Annotated in this window: 11 protein-coding genes; 6 read left to right on the forward strand and 5 right to left on the reverse strand. The window is 64.3% G+C overall.

The features are described from left to right. Positions 1–71 precede the first annotated feature (71 nt). Positions 72–2435 (reverse strand): DEAD/DEAH box helicase family protein, encoded by a 2364-nt coding sequence (locus VN706_05385; protein HXT15039.1) that lies wholly within the window; start codon positions 2433–2435, stop codon positions 72–74. 152 nt (positions 2436–2587) lie between these two features. Here VN706_05385 and VN706_05390 point away from each other — a divergent pair, with 152 nt between their 5' ends. The 5 genes from VN706_05390 to VN706_05410 all read left to right on the forward strand — a co-directional run bounded on the left by VN706_05390 (position 2588) and on the right by VN706_05410 (position 8166). After that, positions 2588–3271: a type IV toxin-antitoxin system AbiEi family antitoxin domain-containing protein gene (locus VN706_05390; GenBank protein HXT15040.1), complete on the forward strand. Its 684-nt coding sequence runs from the start codon at positions 2588–2590 to the stop codon at positions 3269–3271. A 125-nt stretch (positions 3272–3396) separates the two neighbouring features. Further along, entirely contained in the window at positions 3397–4134 is a 738-nt protein-coding gene (locus VN706_05395) for a nucleotidyl transferase AbiEii/AbiGii toxin family protein (protein HXT15041.1), read from the forward strand. Positions 4135–4959: 825 nt separating this feature from the next. Then, a complete protein-coding gene (locus tag VN706_05400; GenBank protein ID HXT15042.1) occupies positions 4960–5382 on the forward strand; it encodes a type II toxin-antitoxin system RelE/ParE family toxin in 423 nt (140 codons plus the stop codon). A gap of 8 nt (positions 5383–5390) precedes the next feature. Then, complete coding sequence (locus VN706_05405) at positions 5391–5990, forward strand: helix-turn-helix transcriptional regulator (GenBank protein HXT15043.1); 600 nt, start codon at positions 5391–5393, stop codon at positions 5988–5990. A gap of 733 nt (positions 5991–6723) precedes the next feature. Then, positions 6724–8166, forward strand: coding sequence for an alpha/beta hydrolase (locus tag VN706_05410; GenBank protein ID HXT15044.1), 1443 nt, complete (start codon positions 6724–6726; stop codon positions 8164–8166). 223 nt (positions 8167–8389) lie between these two features. Here VN706_05410 and VN706_05415 read toward each other — a convergent pair whose 3' ends face one another. The 4 genes from VN706_05415 to VN706_05430 all read right to left on the reverse strand — a co-directional run bounded on the left by VN706_05415 (position 8390) and on the right by VN706_05430 (position 14811). Then, positions 8390–9499 (reverse strand): ABC transporter substrate-binding protein, encoded by a 1110-nt coding sequence (locus tag VN706_05415; protein ID HXT15045.1) that lies wholly within the window; start codon positions 9497–9499, stop codon positions 8390–8392. Next, positions 9486–11528 (reverse strand): ATP-binding protein, encoded by a 2043-nt coding sequence (locus VN706_05420; GenBank protein HXT15046.1) that lies wholly within the window; start codon positions 11526–11528, stop codon positions 9486–9488. The genes VN706_05415 and VN706_05420 overlap by 14 nt, the downstream gene beginning before the upstream one ends. Positions 11529–11740: 212 nt before the next feature. Further along, positions 11741–14455 carry an ABC transporter permease gene (locus VN706_05425; protein ID HXT15047.1) on the reverse strand — a complete coding sequence of 905 codons (2715 nt, stop codon included), beginning with the start codon at positions 14453–14455 and terminating at the stop codon, positions 11741–11743. Next, a complete protein-coding gene (locus VN706_05430; GenBank protein HXT15048.1) occupies positions 14452–14811 on the reverse strand; it encodes a PadR family transcriptional regulator in 360 nt (119 codons plus the stop codon). Before VN706_05430 ends, VN706_05425 begins: the two co-directional genes overlap by 4 nt. Positions 14812–15064: 253 nt before the next feature. Between VN706_05430 and VN706_05435 the strand changes: the two genes are divergently transcribed. Next, entirely contained in the window at positions 15065–15841 is a 777-nt protein-coding gene (locus VN706_05435) for a hypothetical protein (GenBank protein HXT15049.1), read from the forward strand. Positions 15842–15846 lie beyond the last annotated feature (5 nt).

The following is a 15846-nucleotide window of genomic DNA, read 5'->3' on the forward strand; positions in this document are numbered from 1 at the left end:
GGAATCCTGCGACCTATCCGACATGGGGCCTCCTTCCTCTCGCTTGCCGTCAGATCGACGGCACCAGGCGATCAGATTCGCTGCGTCGAGATCGAGTAACCAAGAGCACGATAACCTGCCTGCCGCTTCGCGCTCATGCGAGCGAGCACCGGGACCAGGCCGTCAACATAGTCATACACCACGACGTCGCGTTTCCCTTCGCGGTCACGGTGCAAACGTCCGACGTACTGTGCTAGCGTGCCCTTCCAAGCAATGGGCATTGCCAGAAAGAGGGCGTCGAGGCGCGCATTGTCGAAGCCTTCGCCCAAGTACCGACCAGTCGACAGGATAACGCGGGGTCGATTGGAGTCGCCACGTAGAGCAGCGTTGACAGCATGACGTTCAGAGGCCTTCATGGCTCCGCGCAGCACGATAACGTCACCGATGTCTTGCAGCTGTTCTGCGAGGGCGTCGAGATGATCGCGACGCTCCGTAAGGACGAGGGGTGACCGGCCGCCCGCCACGGCCGCCCGGACGTCTTCGACAATTTGGGAATTCCGTCGTGTGTCAGACGCGAGCGCGCGGTACACATCGGTTATCGAAGGACGGTCCTCGGCAATCGTCGTTGGAAGGCGAAATGCCGTGTCCCGCACGAGCACACGATGGTCGAATCCACTCTGCAGCACCTGTGCTTTGTGCTCGACTCTGTACCTCACTGGGCCGCATTGCATCAGGATGATTGGGTGATGACCATCACGTCTCGCGACGGTCGCGGACAGTCCAAGGACGTAGCGCGCTTTTGAGCGACGCGCGACGAGCTCGAAGCTCGCAGCCGAAACGTGATGGCATTCATCGACTACGAGGTGACCGTATCCCGCGATCTCGTCCGATACGACGCCGCGCCACACGAGACTCTGAATCACTGCCACGTCTATCAGGCCTGTAGGCCTACGTCGCCCACCACCAATGACGCCAATCTGCGAGCGGTCCACGGATAGGAATGAGGCGAGGCGCTCCACCCATTGCGCCAATAGCTCGCGCCGGTGCACGAGGACCAGCGTGCTGCGTCCGCGGGTGGCGATCAGCGAGGCCGCAACAATCGTCTTGCCGAAGGCTGTCGCGGCCGCCAACACTCCGAAGTCGTGATGCAACAGAGCGCCGGCGGCGAGCGCCTGCTCTGCGCGGAGTTCTCCGGCGAATTGTACATCGAGCGTTCTGCCAGGCTCCCGCTTGTCGTCGAGCTGCGGTGCGATGCCATTCGGATTCAATACACCGACCGCCTCGTCAAGACACCCGCGTGGAAGGGCAATGTGCTGGTGATGAATTTCTGCGCATGAGATGATCCGCGGCTTGCCGTTCGTGAACAGCCGCATCGCTTGCGCGCGGAAGAACTCCGGATTCTGAAATGCGGCGAGACGAATCAGCCGAGCGACTAGGGCTGGCGGAAGGGCAGTGCGGTCGACGTAGATGCCGTCGGCGATAACGACTTGGACCGAATGAGGCAGTGGCTCGGTAATGGGCTTGTCCATTGGCCGTCGTGATGGTGGCGCAAGCCACGGCTCGTCCGCGTCGTCGTCATCCACCGGCATCCGCACGCCGACAACGCGCTCATGTGTTTCGGCCTCGGCGACGATGCGCTCGACGGTGGCGCGCGAGACGGGTGCGAGTGACGAGAGGAATGCCCATTGATCCTCGAATGGGTGCAAATCGCTGTCGACAAAGAGCGTGTTGCCATTCTTTCGCGCGTCTGCTTGAAGAGGAAGGGCGATGAGATTGCCGAAACCTCCCGCCGGCATGATATCCTGCGATGGGAAGAACCGATCGTAGGAGTCGAAGCCGATTTCAGGACGCCGGTCCATGGTTTCGGTGAGGACGACGAAACCGAGTTGGCGCGCGAGCCGAGCAGGCAAGGACTCCTCGAAAAACAGCCACACGTGACCGCCCGCGCCGGACCGCGATCGTTCAAGGCCGACTGAGATGTTCAGCTTCTGGCATGTCTCGACGAAGGCGATCGCGTTGGATGTCCAGTTGTCGCCGTCGAAGTCGACGGCCAGGAAATGGCACGTATTGTCTGAAAGGAGCGGATATACCCCCGCGACAAAATCCGTGAACGCTGATTTGTTCGACGGCCCGCCCAGATGACGGCGAATGATTTCATCCGAAATCGGAATGAATGCCTGGTGGGGACATTCACCGCACTTCACGCGCGGTTTGTGACAGATGCCGGGCTTCCATTCGTTATTGCAAGCCGGAGCATATCCGGACTTCCCGGTCTTGGCATTTTCCCAGCGAACCGGGAAGACGTCGCCTCGACCCGCGAAGAGGCGGCGGAAGAGCGCGATCTTGTCGGCCGACGGTGATTTCTTTGTGACGAGTGGCCTTGTTGCGCGTTTCCGGCGTCGAACGTCGCGCGCGGGCGTTCGGAACACGACGTTCCAGCGCGACGAGTTCTTCATTCAGCGCCCGTCGTTCCGTCGCGATCGCGTCGAGGCGTTCGCGTATCTCAGCGATTCGCCGATGTTCGTCCGGTTGTGTCATTCGCCCCGGGAAGTTCCGTTGGCAATAATATTCTCAGACATTATATTATTGCCACTCCGGCACTGGACCGATGAGATCGCGTCAATGGACGACCAAGCTCTACGACATAGCTGAAAGCCAGCTCGGCTACTTCACCGCCGCGCAGGCTCGCGCCGCTGGCATTCATCAGGTTCGGCTCGTTCAACTCCATCAAAGTGGCGACATCGAGCGCGTGAGCCGCGGCGTGTATCGGCTCACTCGGTTCCCGGTGTCGCCGCTCGGCCAATATATGGAGGCGGCGCTCTGGCCACAGGTCCGCCGCCCAGACGCTCGCGCGGTTGTTTCTCATGTCTCCGCGCTTGCACTACATGAGCTATCGGAAGTCAGCCCCGCGAAGATCCATATCACACTGCCTCCTGAGCTGCGGCTTCGACGCGCGGTACCGCCTCAGCTCGTGCTGCATTTTGCGCCGCTCATTCCGGAGGACGTTCAGGTTGTGGAAGGTGTGCCGGTGACAACGCCTGCTCGGACGATTCGTGACGTCCACGCCGCGCACATCGGTCCCGCGCTGATTCGGCGCGCTATCGCCGACGGCCGCCGCACGGGGCGGCTGACACACGACGAGGCCGACGGTCTCACGCAGGAACTGCTCGCCGAACCACCGTCGCGGAAAAGGAGTTCACGCAGCGCGGGGGCGGAGGCCCACACAGCGCCGAAGAAGACGCGTTCGGCGCGAGGCAAGACTCCGGCGAAGCGAGGAACGCGGCATCGGTGATCAGTCCACGACAGAAGCCGCCAACCGGGCCACCACCATCGGCGGGTGTCCTAGCTCGGTACGCGCGCGCGTACGCGAAAGAACTCGCCGTCAGCGAAGGCCGCGTTCGAGCATGGATCTCGTACATGATCCTTGCGGGCCTTCTCGAACAGTCGAGCAAGAACAGCGATGGCCACCGATTCACCATCAAGGGCGGCGTTGCGCTCGAGCTCCGACTGAAGGATCGAGCGCGCGCGACGAAGGATATCGATCTCGTCTTACATCATGATGAGGCGGACCTCGCGCGTGCTCTCGAACATGCCATCAGCACAAATGCCGGCGGCTATCAAGGCTTCCACTTTCGCCGAAAGAGCGAGCCCCTCGTTCTCGAGAACCGCACAGTGAGTGTCGAGTTTGCGGTCACCTACAAGGGCGGTGCGTGGACGAGCATCATCATCGACGTTGCTCGCGCCGAAACCGGAGAGCGTGAGATAGAGCTGATTCCTGCGGTACCACTCGAGGAGGCAACCGGGATCACGGGGCCGACCGAGCTGGCTTGTCTCCCGCTGCGCATGCACATCGCGCAGAAACTTCACGGAATGACACTGCCACCGCGGTCCGGCAAGCGGAACGAGCGATTCAAGGACTTGGTCGATGTCTTGTTGATGGAGGCGCTCGTCACCGACTACGCGGGGCTTCGCGAAGCGTGCGAATCAGTGTTTCGGACTCGCGGCACTCACGACTGGCCGCCCGTGCTGGAGCTGCCGTCGCACTGGGTCGAGCCTTTCGCCGCGCTTGCGAGTGACCTCGAACTTCCCGTACTTGACGGACGCGAAGCGATGGAACGCGTGAGGGCATTCGTCGAGAGAATCCGTGGTGCCTGACCGCCGGCAATTCTTCTCACGCGTTTTGGGGTATGTGGGGTATGTCGAATGCCTCAATCTGCGCGAAAACCATTCGTGAATCTGCAGGATGTCTGGTGAGGTAACGTGTCGAGGTGCGCGAAGTTGCAGGCGTTGAGCGCTCGGTTACCCCATAATGGGGTTCGGGGGGCCGCGGGTTCAAATCCCGCCGTCCCGATTTAAAACGTTGTGATTGACTGACTTACGGCGGCCTGTGCCGCCGTTTGTCGTTTCGGTAAACATACACCACAAATCGGCGTCCCTAAGTGATGTCGCTTCACACGATTAGAGAATTGTTTGCGCCGCTTACCAGCGACATGACCCGAAAGGTGCGCGAATCCTGGTGCATGTTGGAGCATTCTCGCACGAATATCCGCCGAGCCTGGCTATGCGCCATGCATTTTCTCCTCTTGATCTTCGCCCTAACGTCGCGTTGAGTGCTTTAGAGATCTTGAACGCTGCCGCGGCTTAAAGGTGAACAGCAGGTCGTGCGTACATCGTGAAGTGCAAACGCTTTCCGACCATCTCGAGAAGGCAAATGAGGCCCTCTCAACAGCACTCGAGTGGGCACCATAATGAGGGTGATCCCGCCGGGTTGCGATCCCATGCCACAATTCGCGTTCTACACACGAGCGCGTCCACTCAGGCGGCCCGCCTTGGTTTCCGGAGGGGAACCGCGTATACTTGTTCTGGTATAATGCTGTGACGGCAGACGAGACGCGAAAGGCTCGAGAACTGCTGAAGGCGCTGGGGGCGGATCCGCCGTACAAGCCGGTGTATTGGTGCGGGAGTTCGTACGACGACCTGATGGACATGCCTGACCCCGTACGCCGTGCATTCGGTGTCGGGATTCGCGCCGCCCAAGGAGGCCGGCACCATCCTTCGGCGAAACCACTCACCACGAAGAAGCACAAAGGGTGGAGCGTCGTTGAACTGGTCGAGCCGTACGACACGGACGTATATCGGGCGGTCTACACGGTGAGCTTCCCGAACCTCGTGTGCGTGTTGCATGTCTTCAAGAAGAAGTCGCACGAAGGCAGTGAGACGCCGAAGCGAGACAAAGCCTTGATCGAAACCAAGTTTACGGAAGCTCGAGACGAGAGCAAAAACCCCTCGGACGAGTTGCAAGGGAAGATCGATGAGTACAAGGCGGCGGTAGCAGCGGCCAAGGACGCCGGCAACGCTGGTACGAAAGCATCCAATCGCCCGCCGCAGGGGAAGCGGCGTTAACGGAGGTCATGATGGCACGCAAAAACGCGCACCGCGCCGAACCCAGCATGGGCAAGGTTGGGAGCGACAACATCTTCGCAGATCTCGGCTTCGCCGAGCCAGAAACGGAACTCGTGAAGGCCGATCTCGCGCTCGCCATCTCGGACCGGATCGAACGCCTACAGCTGAACCAGCGCGATGCCGCAGAACGGCTTGGTACCACGCAGCCAAAGGTGTCGATGTTGCTGCGGGGGCACACGAAGGACTTTTCCATCAGCAAGCTGATGGAACTGCTCAATCGCCTTTCATGTGATGTCCAGATCGCGATCACCCCGGTGGGGGAAGAACGGGCCCGAGGAGCCACGCGCGTGACCTTTGGAAAGAGTGTCAAGAGGGCCGCGGACACGATACTCGACGGCGTCCGTGAGTTGGGGCGCCCGGGTGCATTGGTGTTTACAGGTGCCGGTCCGCGTGTGTTGCGTGCCGCGGAGTCAAAGGCCCCGAACGGCGTGGCGTTCGTTCAGGCAAAGCCAATGACAAAAGGGAAGAAGGCCCGCGTGGCATCGACAAATGCGAAGGGCAACGCACGCCAGACGGGTAGTGTGGGACGGGGCCGCCGTTCGCGGTAGTCGCCGCGACTTGGTAGGCGTTGCCACGCACACATACCGATACTGATCTCGGACCCGGTTTTGCCGCCGCGCTCGGGTGACAGTGGCGACTAGACCAGCTTGCTTTGCCGGTGCGGTAGCTGCTGAATGCGGGCAGGATGCGCGTGACCGACGAGTCGCGATTGTGTGCGCGCGCGAACCGCGCGATCACCTCGTATGGCGCGACGGTGCCGGCGAACACGGGAAAGGCATTCGCTGCCGCGACGCGTTGAACCCTGTCGGTATCGGTCGTGGTGATCGTCGCCGAGTCGGCGAGCGATAATGCCGGATTCACGGCCTGCTTCCGGAGAACCGAGATCATTCGATTGAAGAGGTCCGCGCGCGCATCCACGGCGCCTTCGCACTTTCTGCTTGCAAGCAGGAATCGAATCGCGCTTTGGCTGCTTGGGTCGGCAAGATATTGGTTAGCCGCGTTGGCGATGTCCAAGCTCTTGGTATTCGCGCGAATCTCGACGCGTTCGCCGCGTTTCGTAGCGGCCGAAAGGTTTTCGCTGACTCTCGTCAGATGCTCGCGTTCGCGTTCGAGATGTCGAATCGCGAACCCGCATGAGCGGATTGAATCAGTACCGACGGCGCGCTTTTCTCGCAGTCGCAGTCGGCGACGCGGCTCGTACTGAAGGCGCATACAAGGATTTCACATTTCCGCCACATCTAACGCACGGCCGTTCCGGCGGCGCGTGCTATTGTACCGAGCATGCGACTCCTTCCCGTGACAGTCAGTCTGCTCGTCGCCACAGGCGCTCCCGCCGCCGCCCAGTCGTTGCAGCTCTCGCCATGTCGATTTCCCAATATCGATGCGGAGCTCAAGTGCGGCACATATCCGGTGCGCGAGAATCGGAACGATCCGCGAAGCCGCACCATCCCGCTCGTGGTGATCGTGGTGCCGTCGCGCACCGCGCATCCCGCCGCCGACCCGGTCATCTTCGTTTCACCCGGCGGCCCGGGCACCACGAACTCCGAGGCACTCGTACCGCGCGCGTGGTTCTCGTGGATGCGCGACGACCATGACATCGTCATCGCCGACCACCGCGGCACGAGCGGCCCAAGCCGGCTCGATTGCGACATGTCGAAACCTGCCCTCGGCGCCGCGGAGTATCTCGAGACGCTGTTTCCGAAGGACAGGATCGACGCCTGCCGCGATGGCCTGCGGAAGAAAGTGGATCTCCGATTCTACACGACGCCCGCGATCGTCGAGGACTTTGACGAGGTTCGTCGCGCGCTCGGCTACGCAAAGGTCGACCTGTGGGCGGCCTCGTGGGGAACGCGCGTCGAGTATCTGTGGCTTCGCACGCATCCCGAGACGGTGCGCAGCGCGATCCTCGAGGGAACGGCGCCGGTGTCGCTCCTCAACCCGTTGCCGCATGCCCGCACGGCGCAGGACGCGATCGACTCCCTCTTCGCTGAGTGCCAGCGGCAAGCGGCATGTCACACGAGCTTCCCCAATGTCGCCTCCGAGCTGGACTCGGTGATGAATCGCCTGAAGCGCGCTCCCGCGGCGGTGCGCGTTGTGGCGGGTTCGGGCACGGATTCCACGACCGTGCCGTTCACCTGGCCGCAATTTGCCGAGGCGCTTCGTGTCATGACGTATTCCGCACCACGCTCGCTGGCCGTTCCGATGCTCGTACATCGCGCGTTCGAGGGCGATTACGGCGCCTTCGCCGCCGCGGCAATTCAGTCCAATCGCCAACTCCGCTCGAGTATTCGTTTTGGGTTCCTGCTCGCCATCACGTGTACCGAAGACGTGTCGCGCATCGACCCGCGGACGATCGAGCGCGAGACCGCGCATACGTATCTCGGCGACAGCCGCGTGCGCGAACAGATCGCGGCGTGCGCCGGCTGGCCGCGCGGCAAGCTATCCGAGAATTACGGCGACCCGGTTCGGGCGGATGTCCCGGTGTTCCTGCTTTCCGGAAACGTCGACCCCGTTGCCCCCGCGAAGTTCACCGCCGATGCCGCGAGATATTTGTCGAACAGCATTCACGTCGTCGCGCCGGGCGGGCACGTCCCGCGCGGCGCATGCATCGACGCGATGGAGCGCGCCTTTCTCGACGCGGCGGATCCGCGCGCCGTCGATACGACCTGCGTCGCGCAGATGCGCCTTCCCGATTTCATCACGGCGCGTCCTGCGCCTCGCTGACCTTCTCGAGCGTCGTCGCCTGTCCCGTGCCGATGCAACTCGTTAGAGCAACTCGTTGGAGTCGAGCGTAACCCCGTTCCTGTGCGTGACGGCAGTCATCGGGCGATTCATGGATTGCGCCCGACCATCGTCGGCAGGGTCTAGGCTCGGCGATCGTTCGCCATGCAGGAGCGGACGGTCGACGCCGACGGATCGAACCTCGCCGATGATGCCGGAGACGAAGTCAGCGCAACGTGTCCGCGAGCGCGACGACGTGCCCCCGCTTCACCTGCAACAGCACGCCGCCCAGCGCGCGGCGATCGCCGAGCGAGTCGAAGTAGACCCGCCCGGTCGCGCCGATCGGCGCGGTGTCGTTGTCCAGCGCGCGCAAGTACCCGCGGATCGCCGCGCGATCCGGACCAACCGCGGCGAGCGCCGCAAACGCGGTAACCGCCGCGTCGTAGGCGAGCGCCGCCTCCTGCATCGGCGGATTGCCGAATGCCGCCTCGTAGTCGCGCTTGAACTCGCCGCGATCGCCACCATCACGCAGGCTGCTGAACGGCGCGCTCGTGTAGATGTCCTCGGCGCGCGCAACGTCGTGCTCGAGATCCGTGGATCCCTCGGAGGCGACGATCGCGACGGGCAGGTGCTTGTTCGCCAACGCATCGCGCAACGACGCGGGCACGTAACTCGGACGAGTGATCACGAAGATCACGTCCGGCGTGAAGCGCTCGTAGAATCGAACGAACGTCGGCAGGTCGGCGGCGTCGGGCACGATCGGATCGGACGACACGATGGTACCCGGAAAGACGCCGCTGAACGCGTCGGCCAGGCCGCGCCCATAGACGTCGTTCTCGTAGAGAATCGCGGCGCGATGCCACCCGCGCGAAGCCGCGAAACGCGCCAACCGCGCGCCGGTCACGGAGTCGCTCGGAATGACCCGAAACACCCATGGCGAAATGCCGGTGAGCGCGGGAGCCGACGCCGTCGTGGCGATCGCGACGAGATGCCTGTCGTACACGGGCGCGGCGGCGATCATCGCGGCGGACGTCGTGTGTCCGACGACAACCGATACGCGTTCGTCGGCGACGAAAGAGTGCGCGATGCGCGCGGCGAGGTCGCCTCGTCCAGCGTCGTCTTTCGTCACGAGACGAACGAGGTGTCCGTGAATGCCGCCGGATCGATTCACTTGGCTCACGGCGAGCTGGATGCCGCGCAGGTTTTCGCGCGCCGCCTCATCGCCGGCATACTGTCCGACGGCGCCGACCCAGTACGCATCGTCGCGACGCGTACAACTCACGCCGAGCAACGATGCGAATGACGCGATCAGCAGCGCCGCCTTATGCCGAGACATGCCAGGCTCCGGTTTCACGTTGGGTGACGGTGGCGCCGGCGGCGCGCGCGATCGAGGCGACGACGCGATCGAGATCGGCGACGTCGAGCGGCTTCGAGAGAATTCGGCACCTGGTGCGCTCGACGAAGGCGCGCACGTCCGCGCCGACGATGTCGCCGGTGAGGAACACGAGGCGGTTCAACAAATCAGGCTGCTCGCGCTGCAGCAGGTCGTGAAGCTCCATGCCGGACAGCACCGGCATGCGCAGATCGCAGACGATCGCGCCGTACGGCGAGTCCTCGATCACGCTTTCGTTGATCGCTGACCATGCTTCGTCGCCGTTCGACGCGACGTCGACGGTCCAGCCGCGAAGGCGGAAGAGGCGCTCGAGCACGGTCCGAATCGCCGGCTCGTCTTCAACGACCAACATGCGGCACGCCGCACGAGGTTCGATGCGCGCCGGCGCAGCGGATGCGGTCCGGTCAGATTGTGTCGCCGGCTGCGGAGGCGCTTCGGCAGACGCTCGAGGCGCGAGCTTCGTGTTCGGTCGATGGCGTCCGGACGGGATGAAGACGCGGAAGCGAGCGCCGGTGAGATTGCCGCCACCCGGCGACTCCGCGGTCAACGTGCCGCCCATGCTCTCGATGATGCCGCGAGACACGGAGAGGCCGAGTCCAGTGCCTTTGCCAACCGGTTTGGTCGAGAAGAACGGCTCGAAGATGCGGCCGTGCACCTCGGGTCGGATGCCGGGGCCCGAGTCGTCGACGAGAATCTCGCAACCGCCGCCGCATCGTTGCGCGGTCACGCGAATACGGCCGCCCTCGAGGGCCGCCGCACCGGCGTTGGCCACGAGGTTCGTGATCACCTGCACGAACCCGACGCGCTCGACGACGAGCGGCGGAAGCGGCCCGTTCACGATGAGCTCCACGTCCGATCCATACCGCGCGGCGATGGTCGAAAGCTCGCGCTCCACGTCGCGAAGCGTGCCCTCGAGCGGCGCGGCATCTCGTACCACGGTGTCGGTGCGCACCGTCTTGAGCAAGTCGGAGATGATCGTGCGCGCGCGCAGCACCTGCTCGCCGATCGCCGCGAGCTCCGCGCGCGTTTCCGAATCAGTCGCTTCGGCCTTGAGCAGCTCCGAGGTGAGCAACACCGCCTGGAGCGGGTTGTTCAACTCGTGGGCCACACCGGAGATGAGCGTGCCGATGGCGGCAAGCTTCTCGGATTGATGCAGGGCCTCTTCCGTGCGCGCGAGCGACGCGAGCGATTGCGACGCCTGATTCATCGCGTTGGCGAGCACGCGAAACTCGCTCGGCATTCCCTCCGACGCGGTGTGCATCTCGCGCTCGCCCTGTTGCAACGCGTTCGCGTGCGCGACGAGCACGGCGAGCGGGCGCGACATCGACGCACCAACCTGCCACGTGAGCAGGGCCACCAGACCGATGGCGCCGACGAGCAGCGCCATCAACACCGCCGAGCTGGCCATGGCTTCGCGCCGGACGGAATGCGCGAACTCCGTGACGCGAGTCGTCTCGTTCCTGGCGAGCACCGACACGTCTTCGCGCAATTGCGACTCGAGCGTGTCCGCGCGCCCGACGATGGTGGTGGCGGTGCTCCCGGCGCCGATGTCGACCAGGCGATGCGCTCGCGCGTAGACGCTTTCGATGACGGAGAGCTCGGCGTCGATGCGCGCGAGCAGCTCGGCGTCGGATGCGCTGTCGTGCGGCACGCCCGTTCCCTGCAAGCGCACGAGCGCGGCCTGCACCCGGTGCGCCTCTCGCCCGCGGGAGCGAAACGCGGCGTCGGAGACGGCATCGGCCGTGTGCAGATATTGGTCGCCCGCGCGAAGCTCGTCTGCCACGTCGAGCGCGAAGCGGCTGGTGAGATCCTGCACGCGCGCTTCGGCCGTTTCGGCGCGTTGAATGTCGCGCGCGAGCCGCTGCAGCGTGAGCACGCCGACCGTCGCGGCCGCGAACAACACGACCGCGATTCCCGCGGCAGCGAACCGCAGGCGAGCGCGAATGGAACCCAGCATCGGGGACCGTGGCATCGTTACCTGACTTGTGAGCGAGGAGCGTTATCGTAGGGCGCCGGGGACGCCGGGCTGCACGCTCACACGCGCGGACGAAGCCGTCGTGCTGCCTCTCGAGCCGGAGACTTCTGACCCCCGTAAGGGATTATCGGCCAGCGGGGCGCCAACTGAAGCGAATTCGCCTCAACGACCGGTTTCGAACCGGCGCGATCTGTCCGCTGGTTGCCGGCCTACGCCTCCCGCAACGCCTCGAGCACGTTGACATTGGCGGCCCGTCTGAGCGGCACGTACGTCCCGAGCAATCCCGCGAGCGCGGCAACTACAATCGCGGCCGCCAAACTCAGAGGATCACGGCTTCTCACGCCGTAGACGAGATCGTCCAACGCTGGGCTCACCAGCAACGCCGCGATCGTCCCCAACGGCAGTGCAACACCGAGCACGCCGGCGCTCGTGAGGAAATTCTCCCACATCACACGCGGCGCGGTCGCGCCAAGTGCGGCGCGAATCGCCGTGGAACGCCGGCGTTCGTGCACCACGAACGCGACGACGAGATAGAGTCCGACCGCCGAGAGGAGCCCGGCGGAAGCCGCGAGCACGGTCACCAATCCCGTGACGGCAACCAGGGTGCTCGTCGCCGCCGTCACGTTCTCCGTGAGCATCGCGACGTTCGAGACGGCGCGCCCGGGCCCCGCGTCGTGTATGGCGCTGGTGATGGCGGGGGCCAGCGCTCGTGCATCGCCTTGCGTGCGCGCAACCACGATTCCCGCCTGCTGGAACAGATTGCCTATTGGGCAATAGATCTGCGGCCGCACGGCGCGGCCGGGATCGATCGTGCGTGCGTGACCGACCACGCCGACGATGCGCGCGTTGGGCAATCCCCACCCGAGCCGCAGCGTCTTTCCGATCGCGCTCCGTTCATGCGGAAAGACGGTGCGCACGAGTGACTCGTCGACGATGATCACGGGCAGCGTATCGCGATCTTCCTCGTCCGTAAAATCGCGCCCTTGGAGGATTGGAATACGCATCGTACGGAAATATCCGGGCGTCACCCCTTGGTAGTTCGCGCCCTGCTTGAACGACGTCTCCTTGCTCAGATCCGCTTCGTAGCCGTCCATCATCGTCGAGCCACTGAGCGGCACATGCGTGACGACGCCGGCGTCCGTCACGCCGGGAACCTGGCGTACGCGATCACGAATGCGCTGATAGAGCGCGGCTCGCGCTCCGCCCGTCGGATATCGCTTCGAGTCATACGCAACGCGGAGTGTCAGCACGTTCGCGTCGAAGCCCAAGTCGATATGCCGCAGGCGAACCGCGCTTCGCGCCAATTGCACGCAGCCGAACGCCAGCACCACCGTGAGCGCCATCTGTGCGCCGACGAGCACGAGTCGCGATCGCGCGCTCTCCGCGGCACCGCCCTGCGCCGAACCGGATCGCAGCGACAAAAAGCCGCGTCCGCGAGCGACGCGCCAGAGCGGCGCGAGGCCCAACAACAGGAGTCCGACGACGCTGAGGGCCGCCGCCCACAGCAGCTGGTCCCAGCCGACGGCGACCGCTTGCCAACGCGGCACCGAGTGTGGAATGAGAGTACGTATGCCGCTCACCGTCGCGACGGCGAGCGCCGCGCCGGCGATGGCGCCGCCCACGGCGAGCAGCAAGTTCTCACCGAACGCATGGGCCACGAGCGCGCGCGGCGTGGCGCCGAGCGCGTAGCGGACGGCGAAGCTCGTCTCTCGCGCCCGCATGCGCGCGAGCACGAGCGCCGTGGCGTTCGCGAACGCGATGATGAAGAGCAGGATCACCGCCGCGCCCGCGGCGCGAAATGCCGGACGAGTGCTCTGCGTCATGTCGTCGAGCAGCGGCGTGATGGTGAAGTGAAGCTCGCCCTCGTAGAACTCCGGATGCTCGCGCTTGATGCGCGGCGCGATGGCGTCGAGCGCCGCCTGCGCCTGCTCGAATGTCTGGCCCGGCTTGAGCCGCGCGATCGTGGGAAACATCCACGCGTTCCAGAATTGCGGCAGCGGAAACGCCGTGTACACGTCCACTCGGCTCGGAGCGGCGCGTCCGGTGATCAGCTGAAAGCCCGGTGGCAGCACGCCAATGATCTGCGTCGGCGTTCCATTGATCGGCACGAACGTCCCGATGACGTTCGGATTGCTCGAGAAGTGCGTCTGCCAGGTGTCGTAGTCGATCATCATCCGCTGCGGCGGCCCCGCGGATGGCGCGCCCGGTGCCGAGCCGAACGACTGATTCTGCGCGCTCAACGGCACGAAATCTTCCGTCGAGAACACGCGACCGAGGTAGGCATGCACGCCGAGCATCGACAGCATCTCGGTGGAGACGCCGAGTTGCGAAAGCGGGACGAGCTGACCGGGCGGACCCATCGACACTTCGGCCTGGCGCGTCTCGATCGCGACGTCGTCGAAGATGCTGTCCTGGCGCATGGTGTACACTTCGCCCGGCGCGAGTCCGGGATGATTCCGTAGTTGCGCGAGACTCACGCGCAGCATGCCAAGTCGCTGCGGCGCTCGATAGTCGAGCGGCTTGAGCAGAACGTTGGTGATGACGGAGATCATCCCGGCCGCGGGACCGATGCCGACGGCGAGGATGCCGACCACGGCGAGCGAGTACCGCCATTCGCGGGCGAGGCGCCGGAGTGCCTGCCGCGTGCCTTGCGCGAGTCGTCTCAAGAGTTCCATCATCTCGGTCGATTGCTCCCGGCGGGCGGCGAGTTGGCGCATGCTGTCGGCGACGCGCCGCACGTTGCCGAACCGCTCACGCGCGGCGCGGCGGGCGTCGGCCTCGCTGAGCCCCGCGGCGCGCAGCTCCTCTACCACGCCTTCCATGTGAAAGTCGATCTCGTCGCGGACGTCGGCGCGGACGTTCGTTCCCCAGAAGCGGACGTAGCGATACCACGGCGTGTGGCGTCCGTCGTCGAGGCGACTCATTTGACCGGGGCGGGGGAAGCCGACGTGTTCGCGGCAAACACTTTCGCCACGGCCCCGACGAAGGCATTCCAGGTCACCGTCTGCTCAGCGAGCTGCCGGCGGCCGAGCATGGTGAGGGAATAGTATTTGGCGCGGCGGTTGTTCTCGGTCACGCGCCAGGTGGCGCGGATCCACCCGCGATTCTCCATGCGGTAGAGGGCGGGGTAGAGCGAGCCTTCGTCGAGCTGGAGCGCGTCGTCGGTCACGACGCGGATCCACCGGGCGATGGCGAGTCCGTGCGCCGGCCCGCCGGCCAGCGTGCGCAGCACGATGACGTCGAGCGATCCACGGAGGAAATCGAGATCGGTGTGGGTCACCGGGCCTCATTTAGAGTATCTAGTGAGAGCCTACCGGGCCTCATTTAGAATGTCAAGTGGAGCGCCGGGGCGTGGCGTGCGGGGGAGCCTGGACGAGCGCGAGCCGAGTCGGCGACTACGAGAAGGATTAGAGCGCTCTAATCCTCCATGGCGCGAGCCCATCTTGTGGCTCGCCCGTGCCTGATCGATTATTGCCTGGCATTCCTACGCCCCGGATCCTTTCGCTCGGGCGCCACCTCCTCAAGGAATCGCTATGCCCGACGCCCTCGTCCGGGAGCTCAATCGCCTCGGTTTCCAGCCCGTCTTTCTGCCCGAAACGGGTTTCGAACCGCCCGAGCTGTACAACTATGCGCCCGAAACTCAGCGTCTCGTGCGTCGTGGGCCGCTCGCCAAGTATCTGGCTGCGGCGAAGAACGTCGAGGTCGAGGAGGGCGAGCTGGCGGACATCTCGTACAAGCACACGTCGGACAAGAAGCTCGACGCGTCGATCAGCTTTCTCGAGAACGCGCTCCGTGCCATCGGCATTTCCGCCGTGCCGAAGATCGACCTGGGGTTTGCCGGCACGACGTCGTTTGCATTCTCATTTACCGGCGTGACGTACAAGCGGGTCGATCCGGCATCCCTCGATCCGATCATTCGCGGAATGAAGACCGCGGGCATTCCGCAGAAATATCTCGACGCCGGACAGCTCCATATCGCCTATCAGTATGCGTATGCGCGCGAGCTGCTCATGACACGAAGCGACCGGAAGGCATTCAGCACGGACATCATGGGCGACGTGGGCGCCTACATCGATCTCGGCGTGAAGGGAAGCGTCAGTGTCGCGAACGACTCGACGATTGCGTTCAAGAGCGCGAGCAGCTCGCCCGCAGCGTTCGCGTACAAGGCGGGACGCCTGCGGCAGGAGGAACACAACGGGCCGTGGGTGTTCGATCCGGAAGTCGTGTCCAGGAAGGGGCTGGTCGAAACTTCCCAACCGTTCATTCCGCAGCGGGCGATCGTTCTCTTCGCCGAATCGCAACCCGAGTAGCGCGC

This window comes from Gemmatimonadaceae bacterium (assembly GCA_035606695.1).
Taxonomy (GTDB): Bacteria; Gemmatimonadota; Gemmatimonadetes; order Gemmatimonadales; family Gemmatimonadaceae; genus JAQBQB01.

Bases quoted from the DNA above. Each gene is read 5' to 3' on its own strand.
- VN706_05385 (HXT15039.1), bottom strand. From the start codon at position 2,435: ATGAAGAACTCGTCGCGCTGGAACGTCGTGTTCCGAACGCCCGCGCGC.
- VN706_05390 (HXT15040.1), top strand. From the start codon at position 2,588: ATGAGATCGCGTCAATGGACGACCAAGCTCTACGACATAGCTGAAAGC.
- VN706_05395 (HXT15041.1), top strand. From the start codon at position 3,397: ATGATCCTTGCGGGCCTTCTCGAACAGTCGAGCAAGAACAGCGATGGC.
- VN706_05400 (HXT15042.1), top strand. From the start codon at position 4,960: ATGGACATGCCTGACCCCGTACGCCGTGCATTCGGTGTCGGGATTCGC.
- VN706_05405 (HXT15043.1), top strand. From the start codon at position 5,391: ATGATGGCACGCAAAAACGCGCACCGCGCCGAACCCAGCATGGGCAAG.
- VN706_05410 (HXT15044.1), top strand. From the start codon at position 6,724: ATGCGACTCCTTCCCGTGACAGTCAGTCTGCTCGTCGCCACAGGCGCT.
- VN706_05415 (HXT15045.1), bottom strand. From the start codon at position 9,499: ATGTCTCGGCATAAGGCGGCGCTGCTGATCGCGTCATTCGCATCGTTG.
- VN706_05420 (HXT15046.1), bottom strand. From the start codon at position 11,528: ATGCCACGGTCCCCGATGCTGGGTTCCATTCGCGCTCGCCTGCGGTTC.
- VN706_05425 (HXT15047.1), bottom strand. From the start codon at position 14,455: ATGAGTCGCCTCGACGACGGACGCCACACGCCGTGGTATCGCTACGTC.
- VN706_05435 (HXT15049.1), top strand. From the start codon at position 15,065: ATGCCCGACGCCCTCGTCCGGGAGCTCAATCGCCTCGGTTTCCAGCCC.